The sequence below is a fragment of the Polymorphospora sp. A560 genome, from assembly GCF_045781765.1.
GTDB lineage: Bacteria > Actinomycetota > Actinomycetes > Mycobacteriales > Micromonosporaceae > Polymorphospora > Polymorphospora lycopeni.
In genome coordinates this window covers 6,442,009-6,455,124 of the sequence record NZ_CP122282.1, presented here as the reverse complement: position 1 = coordinate 6,455,124, position 13,116 = coordinate 6,442,009, and the positions used below count along the sequence as shown (strand labels likewise).

11 protein-coding genes are annotated in these 13,116 nt (G+C 72.0%); 6 read left to right on the top strand and 5 right to left on the bottom strand.

All coding sequences use genetic code 11. The features are described 5' to 3' along the window. Positions 1–55 precede the first annotated feature (55 nt). Together rlmN and QCD66_RS29175 are read left to right on the top strand one after the other, a co-directional pair. On the top strand, positions 56–1,120 hold the full coding sequence (rlmN, locus tag QCD66_RS29180) for a 23S rRNA (adenine(2503)-C(2))-methyltransferase RlmN (RefSeq protein WP_357536050.1): 1,065 nt from the start codon (positions 56–58) through the stop codon (positions 1,118–1,120). A 143-nt stretch (positions 1,121–1,263) separates the two neighbouring features. Further along, complete coding sequence (locus tag QCD66_RS29175; RefSeq protein WP_407566869.1) at positions 1,264–2,502, top strand: DivIVA domain-containing protein; 1,239 nt, start codon at positions 1,264–1,266, stop codon at positions 2,500–2,502. Between the two features lie 136 nt (positions 2,503–2,638). On the opposite strand, the gene QCD66_RS29170 is transcribed toward QCD66_RS29175, so the two are convergent. Next, positions 2,639–2,860 (bottom strand): DUF2631 domain-containing protein, encoded by a 222-nt coding sequence (locus tag QCD66_RS29170; protein ID WP_357535775.1) that lies wholly within the window; start codon positions 2,858–2,860, stop codon positions 2,639–2,641. A gap of 173 nt (positions 2,861–3,033) precedes the next feature. On the opposite strand from QCD66_RS29170, the gene QCD66_RS29165 reads away from it, so the two are divergent. Further along, on the top strand, positions 3,034–4,629 hold the full coding sequence (locus QCD66_RS29165) for a Rieske 2Fe-2S domain-containing protein (RefSeq protein WP_375734492.1): 1,596 nt from the start codon (positions 3,034–3,036) through the stop codon (positions 4,627–4,629). A gap of 381 nt (positions 4,630–5,010) precedes the next feature. Here the strand turns inward: QCD66_RS29165 and QCD66_RS29160 are convergent, their stop codons facing one another. The 3 genes from QCD66_RS29160 to QCD66_RS29150 form a co-directional block, all read right to left on the bottom strand. Further along, positions 5,011–6,621, bottom strand: a complete 1,611-nt coding sequence (locus QCD66_RS29160; RefSeq protein ID WP_375734491.1) for a phytoene desaturase family protein — start codon at positions 6,619–6,621, stop codon at positions 5,011–5,013. 52 nt (positions 6,622–6,673) lie between these two features. Next, positions 6,674–7,375 (bottom strand): TetR/AcrR family transcriptional regulator, encoded by a 702-nt coding sequence (locus tag QCD66_RS29155; protein WP_375734490.1) that lies wholly within the window; start codon positions 7,373–7,375, stop codon positions 6,674–6,676. Between the two features lie 65 nt (positions 7,376–7,440). Further along, a complete protein-coding gene (locus QCD66_RS29150) occupies positions 7,441–8,346 on the bottom strand; it encodes a YhjD/YihY/BrkB family envelope integrity protein (RefSeq protein ID WP_407566868.1) in 906 nt (301 codons plus the stop codon). Between the two features lie 109 nt (positions 8,347–8,455). Between QCD66_RS29150 and dxr the strand changes: the two genes are divergently transcribed. The 3 genes from dxr to ispG are packed head-to-tail and all read left to right on the top strand — an operon-like array spanning position 8,456 to position 12,085. Next, positions 8,456–9,667: a 1-deoxy-D-xylulose-5-phosphate reductoisomerase gene (dxr, locus tag QCD66_RS29145; RefSeq protein WP_364208050.1), complete on the top strand. Its 1,212-nt coding sequence runs from the start codon at positions 8,456–8,458 to the stop codon at positions 9,665–9,667. After that, positions 9,667–10,905 (top strand): RIP metalloprotease, encoded by a 1,239-nt coding sequence (locus QCD66_RS29140; RefSeq protein WP_375734488.1) that lies wholly within the window; start codon positions 9,667–9,669, stop codon positions 10,903–10,905. The genes dxr and QCD66_RS29140 overlap by 1 nt, the downstream gene beginning before the upstream one ends. 7 nt (positions 10,906–10,912) lie before the next feature. Continuing rightward, the gene (ispG, locus tag QCD66_RS29135) at positions 10,913–12,085 is read left to right on the top strand and encodes a flavodoxin-dependent (E)-4-hydroxy-3-methylbut-2-enyl-diphosphate synthase (RefSeq protein WP_357535787.1); all 1,173 of its coding nucleotides are present in this window, start codon (positions 10,913–10,915) and stop codon (positions 12,083–12,085) included. 270 nt (positions 12,086–12,355) lie between these two features. On the opposite strand, the gene QCD66_RS29130 is transcribed toward ispG, so the two are convergent. Next, positions 12,356–12,955, bottom strand: coding sequence for a PadR family transcriptional regulator (locus tag QCD66_RS29130; protein WP_364208044.1), 600 nt, complete (start codon positions 12,953–12,955; stop codon positions 12,356–12,358). Positions 12,956–13,116: the final 161 nt, after the last annotated feature.

Genomic DNA, 13,116 nt, shown 5'->3' with positions numbered 1-13,116 from the left:
GGCCGGCCCCGCCGGCACGCCCGGCCCGGCTCCCGGTGCCGCCCGCCGGGCCTCGATGCCGCCCCGGCACCTCGCCGACCTCGACCTCGCCGGCCGGCGGGCCCTCGTCACCGAACTCGGCGAGCCCGCCTTCCGGGCCCGGCAGATGTCGACGCACTACTTCGGCCGGCTGGTCCGCGACCCGGCCCTGATGACCGACCTGCCGGCCGCCGCCCGGGACCGGCTGGCGGCGGAGCTGCTGCCCACCCTGCTCACCCCCGTACGCGAGATGGCCTGTGACGACGGGGCCACCCGCAAGGCCCTGTGGCGGCTGCACGACGGAGCGCTCGTGGAGAGCGTGCTCATGGGTTATTCCGACCGGGTCACGGTCTGCATCTCCAGCCAGGCGGGCTGCGGGATGGCGTGCCCGTTCTGCGCCACCGGGCAGGCCGGACTGACCCGTAACCTCTCGACGGCCGAGATCGTCGACCAGGCCGTCTACCTCGCCGGTGTCGCCGCCTCCGGTGTGGTCGCCGGCGCCCCACCCCGGTTGTCGCACGTGGTGTTCATGGGCATGGGGGAGCCGCTGGCCAACTACGCCCGGGTCGTGGCGGCCGTACGCCGGCTCTGTGCACCGGCACCGGAGGGGCTCGGGCTGTCCCAGCGGCACATCACCGTCTCCACCGTCGGGCTGGTCCCGGCGATGCGCCGGCTCGCCGACGAAGACCTCTCGGTCACCCTTGCGCTGTCGCTGCACGCGCCCGATGATGAGCTGCGCGACGAACTCGTGCCGGTCAACCAGCGCTGGAAGGTCGCCGAGGTGCTCGACGCGGCGTGGGCCTACGCCGACCGGACGGGGCGCCGGGTATCGATCGAATACGCGATGATCAAAGAGGTGAACGACCAGCCGTGGCGAGCCGACCTTCTTGGCCGGCTGCTGGCTGGGCGGCTGGCCCACGTGAACCTCATCCCACTCAACCCGACCCCCGGCAGCCGCTGGGACGCCAGCCCCAAGCCGGTGGAGCGGGAGTTCGTCCGCCGCTTGCGCCAGGCCGGCGTCTCGACGACCGTACGCGACACCCGTGGCCAGGAGATCGACGGCGCCTGCGGGCAGCTCGCCGCCGCCGAGGTGGACCGGTGAGCGGGCGGAACGGGCGGACCCACGACCGCTGCCGGCGCGGCGGATGGGCGTCAGAATGGCACAGTTGGCGTGCGGGCCGGCCCGGGCCCGCCGGCCGGTTGCCGGGTGACCAGGCGTGACGAGCGAGCGAACCAGGAGACATAGTGGCGAGTCAGGGTCAGCGTTTCCGGCGTAAGGCGCTCCGTCGGGGTTACAAGGTCGACGAGGTGGACACCTTCCTCGACCGGGTCGAGGCCACGCTCGCCGGTGAGCCGGTGGGCTCGCCGGTCGCCTCGCAGGAGGTCCACGACGTGGTCTTCCGGGTCCGGTTCGGCGGCTACGACGAGTGGCAGGTGGACCTGCACCTCGACCGGGTGGAGCGGCAGCTCGCCGAGTTCGAGGAGCGCGGCGGCCCGGCCCACGCGCCGGAGCCCCGCGCCGTCGAGCGGTTCGACCGTGGCGGCCCGCCCGACCGTAAGGCCCCCGACCGGATGGGTCCGCCGGACCGTCTCGGCCCGCCCGACCGGATGGGCCCGCCCGACCGTCTCGGCCCGCCCGACCGGATGGGGCCGCCGGACCGGATGGGTCCGCCCGGACCCGACCGGATGCCTCCGGTCGGGTCCGCCCCGCCGCCCCGCGCGATGCCGGCACCGGCCGGCCCGCCGCCCGGCGACCCCTACGGTCGCTACGACGAGCCCACCGGGTCGTTCGGCGGTGGCTACGACGGCCCCCGCGGCTACGACGGCCCGCCCGGCCCGGCGGGTCCTCCGCCGGGTGCCGGCCCGCGCCGGTTCGACGAGCCCGATGACCGGTTCGACGGTTTCGAGCCCGGCCGGCACGGCCGCATGGACATGACCGCCGAGATCCGGATGCCCGACCGTGACCCGCGCGCCGCCGGCCCGCGTACCGGACCGGCCGGCCCGCCGCCGGACCGGCCCCCCTACGATCGCCCACCGGTGGCCCGCGCGCCGTTCGACGGCCCGCCGGTCGACCGCCCGCCGCTGGAGCGGCCGCCCTACGACCGGCCCCAGTTCGACGGTCCGCCGCCGTTGGACCGGCCCCAGTTCGACGGTCCGCCGCCGTTGGACCGGCCCCAGTTCGACGGTCCGCCGCCGTTGGACCGGCCGCCGTTCGGCGGCCCGCCGCCCGCCGGTGGCGACGCGCAGCGGGTCGACGAGATCCGGCGTACCTTCCAGGTTCGCCGCTTCGGCAGCGGATACGACCCGGTGCAGGTCGACCGGCTCTTCGACGGGATCCTCATGGCGATGTCCGGCCGTGGCCCGATGCCGGTCGACCCGGCCGCCCTGGACAACACCCGGTTCGAGTTGGTGCCGGGCGGCTACTTCGAGGCCGAGGTCGAGGCGGCACTCAAGGAGGTCCAGGACATCCTGCGCCGGCACTGAGCCGCACGCACGATGGGCCCGTTCCGGTACGTACCGGAACGGGCCCTGTGTGTTTCCGGGGCCGGTCTGGTGCCGCGACCCGGCACGGGCCGACGGCTGGTGCCGCGAGGGTGGTCGCGGCGCGGAGCGGCCGGTGTCAGTTACGCAGGCCGTTGCGGCGCAGCACGATGTCGCCGACGACGATGAGCAGCAGCAGCGCGGCGAGGCCGACCAGCCAGATGTCCTCGACGCGGCCCTCGTGGTTACCGATGACCATCGACAGCAGCAGCAGTGCGGACACCACCGCACCGATCTGGCCCGCCTTGCGGTGGCCCGGCTTGCGCTGGTCGGGTGAGGTTACCGGCTCGCTTCCCGCCACGGTGAGGTCCTTTCCCAGGTGATGCGATCTGGGTAAGAGTCTGGCACGGGCCACCCGGCCCGCCGCCAGTGGGCCGTACGACCCGTTCGGTGGCGTCGGCGAACCGCGGCACCGCCGGCTCCGGTAGCGTTTTGCCGTACACCTTGATGGTCTTGATCTAGGAGGTCTGTGCGGTGCGAGTGACCGGTACGGGGCACGCCAGCATGCGGATCGACACGGCCGCGGGCAGCATCCTGTGCGACCCGTGGGTCAACCCGGCCTACTTCGCCTCCTGGTTTCCCTTCCCGGACAACTCCCAACTCGACTGGGAGACGCTCGGCGACGTCGACTACCTCTACGTTTCGCACCTGCACCGTGACCACTTCGACGCGGCGCACCTGCGCCGCTTCATCTCGAAGAAGGCGACGGTGCTGCTGCCGGAGTATCCGACCTCGGAACTCGAGGACGAGCTGCGCGAGGTGGGTTTCACCCGGTTCATCCGGACCAAGACCAACGAGGTGACCGAACTCGACGGCGGCCTCAAGGTGCTGATCCAGGCGCTGACGTCGCCCACCGACGGCCCCATCGGGGACTCGTCGCTGTGGGTCGAGTACGACGGCGTCCGGCTGCTCAACCAGAACGACGCCCGACCGACCGACCTGACCATGTTCGCCGAACTCGGACATGTGCACGCGCACCTGCTCCAGTTCTCCGGCGCTATCTGGTACCCGATGGTCTACGAGCTGCCCAACGCGGCCAAGACCGCGTTCGGCAAGCAGAAGCGGGAGCGGCAGTACGACCGCACCTGGCGCTACATCGACGACCTGAAGGCGTCGCACGTCTTCCCGATCGCCGGTCCGCCGTGCTTCCTCGACGACGAGTTGTGGCAGTTCAACGACATCCACGGCGACGAGGGCAACATCTTCCCCGACCAGTCCGACTTCCTGCGCGAATACGCCAAGGTCGGCGGCAGCAACGCGATCGTGCTGCTGCCCGGCACGGTCACCGAGCTGACCGCCGACGGTGGGGCGCGCACCGAGCACCCGGTGGCGGACCTCGACGAGTTCTTCGCCAACAAGGAACAGCACCTGCGCGAATACCAGGAGCGGCAGCGGCCGGTGATCGAGGCGGCGAAGCAGTCCTGGCGGCACCCCGAGGTCGACGTGCTCAAGGAGATGAAGCGGCGGATCGAGCCGCTGCTCGAGGAGTCGGTCTACCTCGCCAAGGGCGTCGGTGGCCCGGTCCGGTTCGACCTGGTCGGCTACGACGGCGAGTCGATCGAGTCGGTCGTCGTGGACTTCCCGGGCAAGCAGGTTCGCCCGTACGCCGACGAAAAGGTCCGCTACCGATTCCGCACCGAGCGCGCCCTGATCGAGCAACTGCTGCACTCAGGTGAGGTCGACTGGGTCAACTCGCTGTTCCTGTCCTGCCGGTTCTCCGCCGCCCGGATCGGGCAGTACAACGAGTTCGTCTACGCGTTCTTCAAGTGCCTGTCGGAGGAGCGCCTCCAGTACGCCGAGGGCTGGTATGCCGAACAGAAGCCGGACGCCGAGGACATCAAGCTGGGCGACTGGATCGTGCAGCGTCGCTGCCCGCACCTGAAGGCGGACCTGACCCGGTTCGGGATCGTGGAGGGCAACCAGTTGACCTGCCAGCTCCACGGCTGGCGGTTCGACCTGCCCAGCGGGCGCTGTCTGACCAGCGTCGGCCACGAGGTCCGGGCCCGCCGCGCCGGGACGCCGGCACCAGCCGAGGCAGAACCGGCTCCCGCCGACCCGGCGGCCGGCTGACTCGTCACCGCGTCCGCCTCTTGACGGCGGGTGCCGTGCGCGCCAGCCGGCGCGACCGCGTGGAGCGGAACTGCGCGCCGGCCGGCACGTGACCAGGTGGAGAGAGCGAAACGGAGAGAGTGGCCGTCCGGTGCGGGGAGGCCACTCTCTCCGGCTTCGCGCGAGTTCGGGGTCGGCCTGAACTCGGCGCTTTTGCCCATTCAACGCAGTGTGTCCGGAGTTGCGGGCACTAACAGGGGTTTGTCAACCGGTTGGCCGCCAGGTCGGGCCGATTTCCGGTCCGACCTGGGGTGATCAGGGATCTTCGGTAGCGACACGCCCGAGACTCGCCCGCTGCCCGCTGCCCGCCGGCTGCCGTGCGTTCAGGTGGCCAGCGTGCGCTCAGGTGGCCAGGTCGGCGAGGATCCGCTTCGCCGCGTTGTGGCCGGCCGCTCCGATGACGCTGCCGGCCGGATGGCAGCCGGCGCTGCCGGCGTAGAGGCCGTCCAGCCCGGTCGCGTAAGGCATCCGGTCGGTGAACGACACCGTGTTGTCGACGTGGTGGATGTGCCCGCCGGTGATGCCGAAGTGCTCCTCGATGCCGGGCGGCGTCAGCGGCATCATGTCGGCGACCAGTTCACCGGTGCCGGGGGCGTAGCGTTCACAGACCGCGAGCAGCTTGTCCACGTAGGACGGCAGGGCGTCGGCCCAGGTCCCGTCGGCAAGCTCGTACGGCACCGACTGCACGAACAGCGCCGACGAGTGGTGGCCGGCGGGGTCCTGCAACGAGGGGTCGACCGTGGTGTGCAGGTACCACTCCATCGTCGGCTCCTCGGGCAGGCGGCCGGCCTGCACGTCGGCCCACATGGCGCGCAGCGCCGCCATCGGCGACTCGCCCGCCCCGTCACCGACCAGCGACGCCGAACCGGGCAGCAGGTGGATCGTCGAGCCGAAAGGGCTGGGCGCGTCGTCCGGCAGGCAGGCGAAGCGCGGCAGCCCGGAGAGCGCGAGATTGATCTTCAGTGTGCTGCCCGGTCGCCGGGCCGCCGCCATCCGGGCGGTCAGTTCGGCCGGCAGCGCGTTGTCGGGCACCAGGTCGATCAGCCGGTAGGGATCGCAGGCGCCGAGCACCACCCGCGCGCCGACCGTACGGCCGTCGGCCAGCACCACACCGCTGGCCGCGCCGCCATCGACGGTGACCGACCTGACCGGCGTGCCGGTGAAGATCTGTGCCCCGGCGGCGCGGGCCGCGTCGGCGAAGGTGCGCGACACCGTGCCCATCCCGCCCCGGGCGATCATCCACGTGCCGTCGGCCCCCGGCAGCCGGCACATGTTGTGCACCAGGAAGTTGTGCCCGGTGCCGGGATCGTCGGGACCGGCGTTGAGGCCGGAGAGGCCATCCGTCACCGCGTACATGGCGACCAGCAGTTGGGACCGGAACTCGAACCGGGCCAGGTAGTCGGCGACCGAGCCGCGTACGAGGTCGACGAAGACCTGCCGCAGCGCCGGCCGGACGTATCGCTGCGCGGTCTCCTCGACGGCGGACGGCTCGGCCAGCCAGGCCGGCGCGAGGTCCTTCCGTAGGGCCGCCAACTCGGCCTGCATCGCGTCGTCGGCGGCGATGTCGGCGGGCGAGAAGAAGGCCGCCATCTGCTCGCGGGTCGCCGCCCGGTCGGATCCGAACAGCAGGTAGGGCGAGCCGGCACCGCCCGGCGTCGGCAGGAAATAGTGCGGATCGCGGCGCAGGACCGGGATCTCGACACCGAGTTCGGTGATCAGCTCCGGCGGCATGAGGCCGAGCAGGTAGGAACCGGTGGAGTGGCCGAGGCCGGGGACCTTGGCGAACGGCCGCTCGGTGCGGGCGGCTCCGCCGACGACCTGCGCGGCCTCCAGCACCACCACGTCGAGGCCGGCGCGGGCCAGCAGGACGGCGGAGACCAGACCGTTGTGGCCGGCGCCGACGACGACCACGTCGGCACGGGAGGGCAGTTGGGCGCTCGACCGCTCATTCATGCCCGGCAGCGTAACGGCGCGGGCCGTCTCACTGCGATGCCCGGCTATGCGATCAAGGGATCTTCGTGGGGGAGCGGAGCTGCTCGGCCAGGCTGGCCAGTTCGGCCTCGAAGAGGGGTTCGGGATCGGTGACGGCCCACCCCAGGTGGTCGAACACCTCCATCGCGACCAGGCCGTAGAGGCGGGTCCAGGCGGCGAGGAACAGGTATGCGACCTCCACCGGCACCTCGCCGTGCCGGCTGCGCAGCGGCGCGAGCGACCGCTCCAGCGCCTCTCCGGCCGGCGCGCGAAACGGGGCGCGTTCCCACAGCACCGTCAGCTGCCGCAGGAACGTGGCGCCGAGCCGGGCGCCCGGGTGCCCGGCGTCGACGCAGGCCGCCTCGGACACTCCGGTCCCACCGGCGGGGTGACCCATGATCAGTGTGAACTCGTCCGGGTGGGTCACCGCCCAGCGCCGGAACGCCCGGGCCATGTCCAGCAGTTGCGCGAGCGGGTCCGCCCCGGCGGCGTCCCGGGCGGCCTCGACGGTCGTACGCACCTCGTCGTACAGGTCGCCGGCGAGGGCGGCGGTGAGCGCGTCGAGGCTGGGGAAGTACCGGTAGATCGCCGGGGCGGTCATGCCCATGTCACGGGCGATGGCCCGCAGCGAGATCGCCGGTGGCCCGCCGGCCCTCAGCAGTCGGCGGGCCCCCTCCTTGATCTCGGTGACGGTCGCCGTACGAAGGCGTTCGCGTCGCGTCGGTGCCGTCGTCAACCGCCACCTCCTCGTCGCCACGGGCCGCGTCGCCGGATGAACGCCGTTCACTGCGCTAACCGGCTCTAACAGACTATCCGTTCCCGATCCCGGTTCCGGCCGGCCGGAACCACCGGCGCGATGGGGCGGTCGGCGCCACCGGTGGCCCGCCGGACCCACCGGGCGCTGCCCGCCAGCGTCGCCGAATAGCCGGTGAGCACGATCACGTGGAAGAGGTACAGCCACAGCAGCACCGCGACGACCGCGCCGATCCCGTCGAAGCCGCCGAACGGTACGCCGAGATCCAGCGGCAGCGAGCAGAAGAGGACGAACCCGTGCAGGAAGCCGGACAGGTTGGCCGCGGTGAACGAGCCGACGACGGCGGTCGACGCCCAGTCCGGCCGGGCCGGCCCGACCACCCGGAACACCCAGACCAGCACCGGCGTCAGCCCCAGCCAGACGGCGAGGAAGGACAGCACCACCCCGAGTACGCCGGCCCAGCCGCCCTCGCCGACCAGCCCGGTGGTCAGTGGCAGTGTCAGCAGCACCGACAACAGCAGCGCCGGCGCGGCGGCCAGGACCGGCAACAGCAGCAACCGGCCACGCCAGCCGATCAGCCGCCCGGCCGGTGGCGCCGGGCGGGCGACGGACCCGAACGCCCGACGCAGCCCTTCGCCGTACAGCGACGCCGGCAGGAGGGCGGCCAGTGCGAACAGGGGAGTCAGCCCCAGCCCGGCGTCGATCAGCGCGGCGGCGGCCCGGTCGGCGCCGATCTGGTCGGGCAGGGTCTCGATCGCGTGACCGGCCAGCCGTCGTACCCGGTCGGCGCCGGCGACCAGGCCGGTCGCCCAGACCGCCAGAAGGGCCACCGGCACCACCGCCACCGCGCCGTAGAACGTGATCGCCGCCGCGTGCAGTGCCAGGTCCCGGCCCCGGACCGGCCGCAACGCCGCGCGGGCCAACCGGCGCGGCCACCTCCAGCCGGATTCCATCACTCCTTCATTCCCCGACCCGGCCGTCCGCACGCCCGTACGCTGGCCGGCCCTTGATCGAGGGCGGCTCCCCACCGGCTCCCAATCCCGCTCGGCCACAATGGGCGGCGTGAGTTCACCCCGCGACATCGTCCTGCTCGGCTCGACCGGCTCGGTCGGCACGCAGGCCATCGACATCGTCCGCCACGCACCCGACCGGTTCCGGGTCGTCGGGCTCGGCGCGGGCGGCGGCAACGTCGCCCTGCTCGCCGCCCAGGCGCTGGAACTCGGCGTCGAGGTGGTGGGCGTGGCCAAGGCGTCCGCCGCCCAGGACCTGCAGTTGGCGTTCTACGCCGAGGCGGCCCGGCGCGACTACCCCGCCGGCGGCTTCAAGATCCCGAAGATCGTGGCCGGCCCGTCGGCGATGGCCGAGCTGGCCGAGCTGCCGGCCGACATCGTGCTCAACGCGGTCGTCGGCTCGCTCGGGCTCGCGCCGACCCTGGCGGCCCTGCGCGCCGGGCGGACCCTCGCCCTGGCCAACAAGGAGTCGCTGGTCGCAGGCGGCCCGCTCGTGAAGGCCGCGCTGGCCCGCCCCGGGCAGATCGTGCCGGTCGACTCCGAGCACTCGGCCCTGGCGCAGTGCCTGCGCGGCGGCTCCCGCGAAGAGGTGCGCCGGCTGGTGCTGACCGCGAGCGGCGGCCCGTTCCGCGGGCGGCGCCGCGAGGAGCTGACCGGGGTCACCGTCGAGCAGGCGATGGCCCACCCGACCTGGAACATGGGGCAGGTCGTCACGATCAACTCGGCGACCATGGTCAACAAGGCGCTGGAGGTCGTCGAGGCACACGAGCTCTACGACGTGCCGTACGCCGACATCGAGGTGATGGTCCACCCGCAGTCGGTGATCCACTCCATGGTCGAGTTCGTCGACGGCTCCACCCTGGCCCAGGCCAGTCCGCCGGACATGAAACTGCCGATCGCGCTGGCCCTGGGCTGGCCAGACCGGGTGCCGGGAGCGGCCGCCGCCGTCGACTGGACCGCCGCGCACACCTGGGAGTTCGCCCCGCTCGACGACGAGGCGTTCCCGGCCGTACGGCTGGCGAAGGCGGCGGGCGAGGCCGGCCGCTGCCGCCCGGCGATCTACAACGCCGCCAACGAGGAGTGCGTGGCCGCGTTCGTCGCCGGTCGGCTACCGTTCCTCGGCATCGTCGACACACTCGAGCGGGTGCTCGGGGCGGCCCCCGATTTCGCCGAACCGGGTACCGTCGAGGACGTGCTCGCCGCGGAGACCTGGGCACGGGCGCAGGCGCGGCAAATCATCGGGGCGTCTGCGGAGGGAGCTTGATGGCGTACCTGCTCGGGGTTGTGCTGTTTGCCCTGGCCATCCTTGTCTCGGTGAGTTTGCACGAGGCCGGGCACATGCTCACCGCCAAGAAGTTCGGCATGAAGGTCAGCCGCTACTTCGTGGGCTTCGGCCCCACCATCTTCTCGTTCCGGCGCGGTGAGACCGAGTACGGACTCAAGGCCATCCCGCTCGGCGGATTCTGCAAGATCGTCGGGATGACCCCGCAGGACGACGACGTCGAGCCGGGCGACGAGCACCGCGTGATGTGGCGCTACCCGGTCTGGAAGCGCACCATCGTGATGGGCGCCGGCTCGGCGACGCACTTCATGCTGGCGATCGTTGCGCTGTGGCTGGCCGCCATGTTCATGGGACTGCCCAACAAGGCCCTCGCCGGTCCGCTTCCCGCCCACGTGAAGATCACTGACTGTGTCGTCGTGGCCAACGAGTCGCGCGAGTGCCTGCCGAGCGATCCGGCGGGCCCGGCCCGCCAGGCCGGCCTCCGGGACGACGACAAGATCACCTCGATCAACGGCACCCCGGTCGCCACCTACACCGACCTGGTCAACGTCGTCCGCGGACTGCCGCCCGGTCAGGCCACCATCGGCTACGAGCGCGCCGGCGTGCCGGGCCAGGTGACCGCCGACCTCGCGGCCGTGCAGCGAACCCCGCTGGACAACCCCGAGGGTGCCGCCGTCACCGTCTCCGCGCTCGGTGTCGCCGGCCCGGTGCCGCCCCCCGGGGTTCCGCTGATGGTCACGTACGGTCCGATCGAGGCGATCGGGGCCACCGCCGAATACACCGGCGACATGGCGGTCGGCACCGTCCGGGCGATGCAGCGCATCCCCGAGAAGATCCCGGCGCTGTGGGCGGCGATCACCGGCGACCAGCGCGACCAGGACACCCCGATCAGCGTCGTCGGCGCCAGCCGGCTCGGCGGCGAGGCGGTCGAGAACGACGCGTGGGAGATCTTCGTCCTGCTCTTCATCTCGCTGAACTTCTTCGTCGGTGTCTTCAACCTGCTGCCCCTGCTGCCGCTCGACGGCGGGCACATCGCGATCGCCTGGTTCGAGCGGGCCCGCTCGTGGCTCTTCGCACGGCTCGGCAAGCCGGATCCGGGGCGGGTCGACTACTTCAAACTCATGCCAGTCACATACGTGGTGATCCTCGTCGGTGGTGCCTTCACGCTGCTGACCGTCACCGCCGACGTGATAAATCCGATCACGCTCTTCTCAAGGTGAGTACCCAGTGACCGCAGTCAGCCTCGGCATGCCCGCCGTACCGCCCCCGCCGCTCGCCCCGCGCCGACACAGCCGCCAGATCATGGTCGGCCAGGTGCCGGTCGGAGGCGGCGCCCCGGTGTCGGTCCAGTCGATGACCACCACGCTCACCGCCGACGTCAACTCCACCCTCCAGCAGATCGCCGAGCTGACGGCGTCCGGCTGTCAGATCGTCCGGGTCGCCGTGCCGTCGCAGGACGATGTCGAGGCGCTGCCGGCCATCGCGAAGAAGTCGCAGATCCCGGTGATCGCCGACATCCACTTCCAGCCGAAGTACGTCTTCGCCGCGATCGACGCCGGCTGCGCGGCCGTACGCGTCAATCCCGGCAACATCCGGCAGTTCGACGACAAGGTCAAGGAGATCGCCGCGGCGGCCTCGGCGGCCGGCATCCCGATCCGGATCGGGGTCAACGCCGGCTCGCTCGACAAGCGTCTGCTCGCCAAGCACGGCAAGGCCACCGCCGAGGCGTTGGTCGAGTCGGCGCTGTGGGAGTGTTCGCTCTTCGAGGAGCACGGCTTCCGTGACATCAAGATCTCCGTCAAGCACAACGATCCGGTCGTGATGGTGCGGGCCTACCGGCAGCTCGCCGAGCAGTGTGACTACCCGCTGCACCTGGGCGTCACCGAGGCCGGGCCGGCGTTCCAGGGCACGATCAAGTCGGCGGTGGCGTTCGGCGCCCTGCTGGCCGAGGGGATCGGGGACACGATCCGGGTGTCGCTGTCCGCCCCGCCGGTCGAGGAGATCAAGGTCGGCAACGCCATCCTGGAGTCGCTCGGGCTGCGCGAGCGGGGTCTGGAGATCGTTTCCTGCCCGTCCTGCGGCCGGGCCCAGGTCGACGTCTACACCCTGGCCGAGCAGGTCACCGCCGCCCTCGAGGGGCTGCCGGTGCCGTTGCGGGTGGCGGTCATGGGCTGTGTCGTCAACGGCCCGGGGGAGGCCCGGGAGGCCGACCTCGGGGTGGCCTCCGGCAACGGCAAGGGCCAGATCTTCGTCAAGGGCCAGGTCATCAAGACCGTGCCGGAGTCGCAGATCGTGGAGACCCTGGTCGAGGAGGCGATCCGGCTCGCCGACGAGATGGGCGCCGAGCTTCCCGAAGAACTGCGTGACCTGGTCAGCGCCCCGTCCGTGACGGTCCACTGACCCACGCCGGATCCGCCGACGGCCCGCCACCGATGGTGGCGGGCCGTTCCGCTGTCCGGGCCGGGCACCGTGCCGGCAGGCGCCCTCACCCCCGCGGCCGGCAGCCGCCACCCGTGGCCGACGGCCGGCAGCCGCCACCGCCGTGGGCGATGGTCGGCCGCGGCTGCGAGATCCCGGTGATCAGGGGCTGGTGACCGCGGCACGCCGACGACACGCCCGCCCTAGTCCCTGATCACCGCGATCATGGCGGTGAGGAACCCGGAAGCGTGCTCACTTCTCCTCGGCGAGGATCGCGTAGAGCTTGCGCCGGGTCTCGTCGAGCACCTGGGCCGCGCGGGCCCGCTGGTCGTCGGTGCCGGTCGTCATCACCTGCCGCAGCGCCTGCATCGCCTGCATGCTGGCGTCGCGGATGTCCTGCCAGCTACCGACGCTCTCCTCGAACTCCGCCCACGGCGGAGCCTCGGCCGCCGTGGCCGCTTCCTCCCGTCCGGCCTCGGTGAGCGCGAACCGCTTGCGCCCGCCGCCGGACTCCTCGGTGCTGGCGACGATCAGGCCCTCGTCCTCCAGCAGTTGCAGCGTCGGATAGATCGACCCGGGGCTCGGGCGCCATGCCCCGCCGGTGCGCTGGTCGAGTTCCTGGATCATCTCGTAACCGTGCATGGGCCGCTCGGTGAGCAGGGCGAGCACGGCGGTGCGGACGTTGGGCCGCCGGCCCCGCCCGCGCCCCCGGCCGTGACCGTGTCCTGGACCGAAGCCCGGTCCCGCGCCGAAGCCGGCGCCGAACCCGGGGCCGAAGCCGCCGGGCGGGAACGGCCGGAAGCCCCGCATCCGGCCCTCGTGGGCCGCGTGGAAATCGCGTCGGAATCCCATTTCAGTCTCCCCTCAGACTGTCGTTGATGGCTCGACGATATATCGGAAAACTATCGCCGACAAGACGACAGAGACGTCCACCACGCGAGGCCGGGCTTCTTGATCCCGGTGATCAGGGGATTCGAACCACGACACGCCGGCATCACGCCCGACTTGGTCCC

Excerpts from the sequence above, each read along its gene's own strand:
- rlmN (WP_357536050.1), top strand. The coding sequence starts at position 56 with ATGCCGCCCCGGCACCTCGCCGACCTCGACCTCGCCGGCCGGCGGGCC.
- QCD66_RS29160 (WP_375734491.1), bottom strand. The coding sequence starts at position 6,621 with ATGAATGAGCGGTCGAGCGCCCAACTGCCCTCCCGTGCCGACGTGGTC.
- QCD66_RS29140 (WP_375734488.1), top strand. The coding sequence starts at position 9,667 with ATGGCGTACCTGCTCGGGGTTGTGCTGTTTGCCCTGGCCATCCTTGTC.
- QCD66_RS29130 (WP_364208044.1), bottom strand. The coding sequence starts at position 12,955 with ATGGGATTCCGACGCGATTTCCACGCGGCCCACGAGGGCCGGATGCGG.
- QCD66_RS29150 (WP_407566868.1), bottom strand. The coding sequence starts at position 8,346 with ATGGAATCCGGCTGGAGGTGGCCGCGCCGGTTGGCCCGCGCGGCGTTG.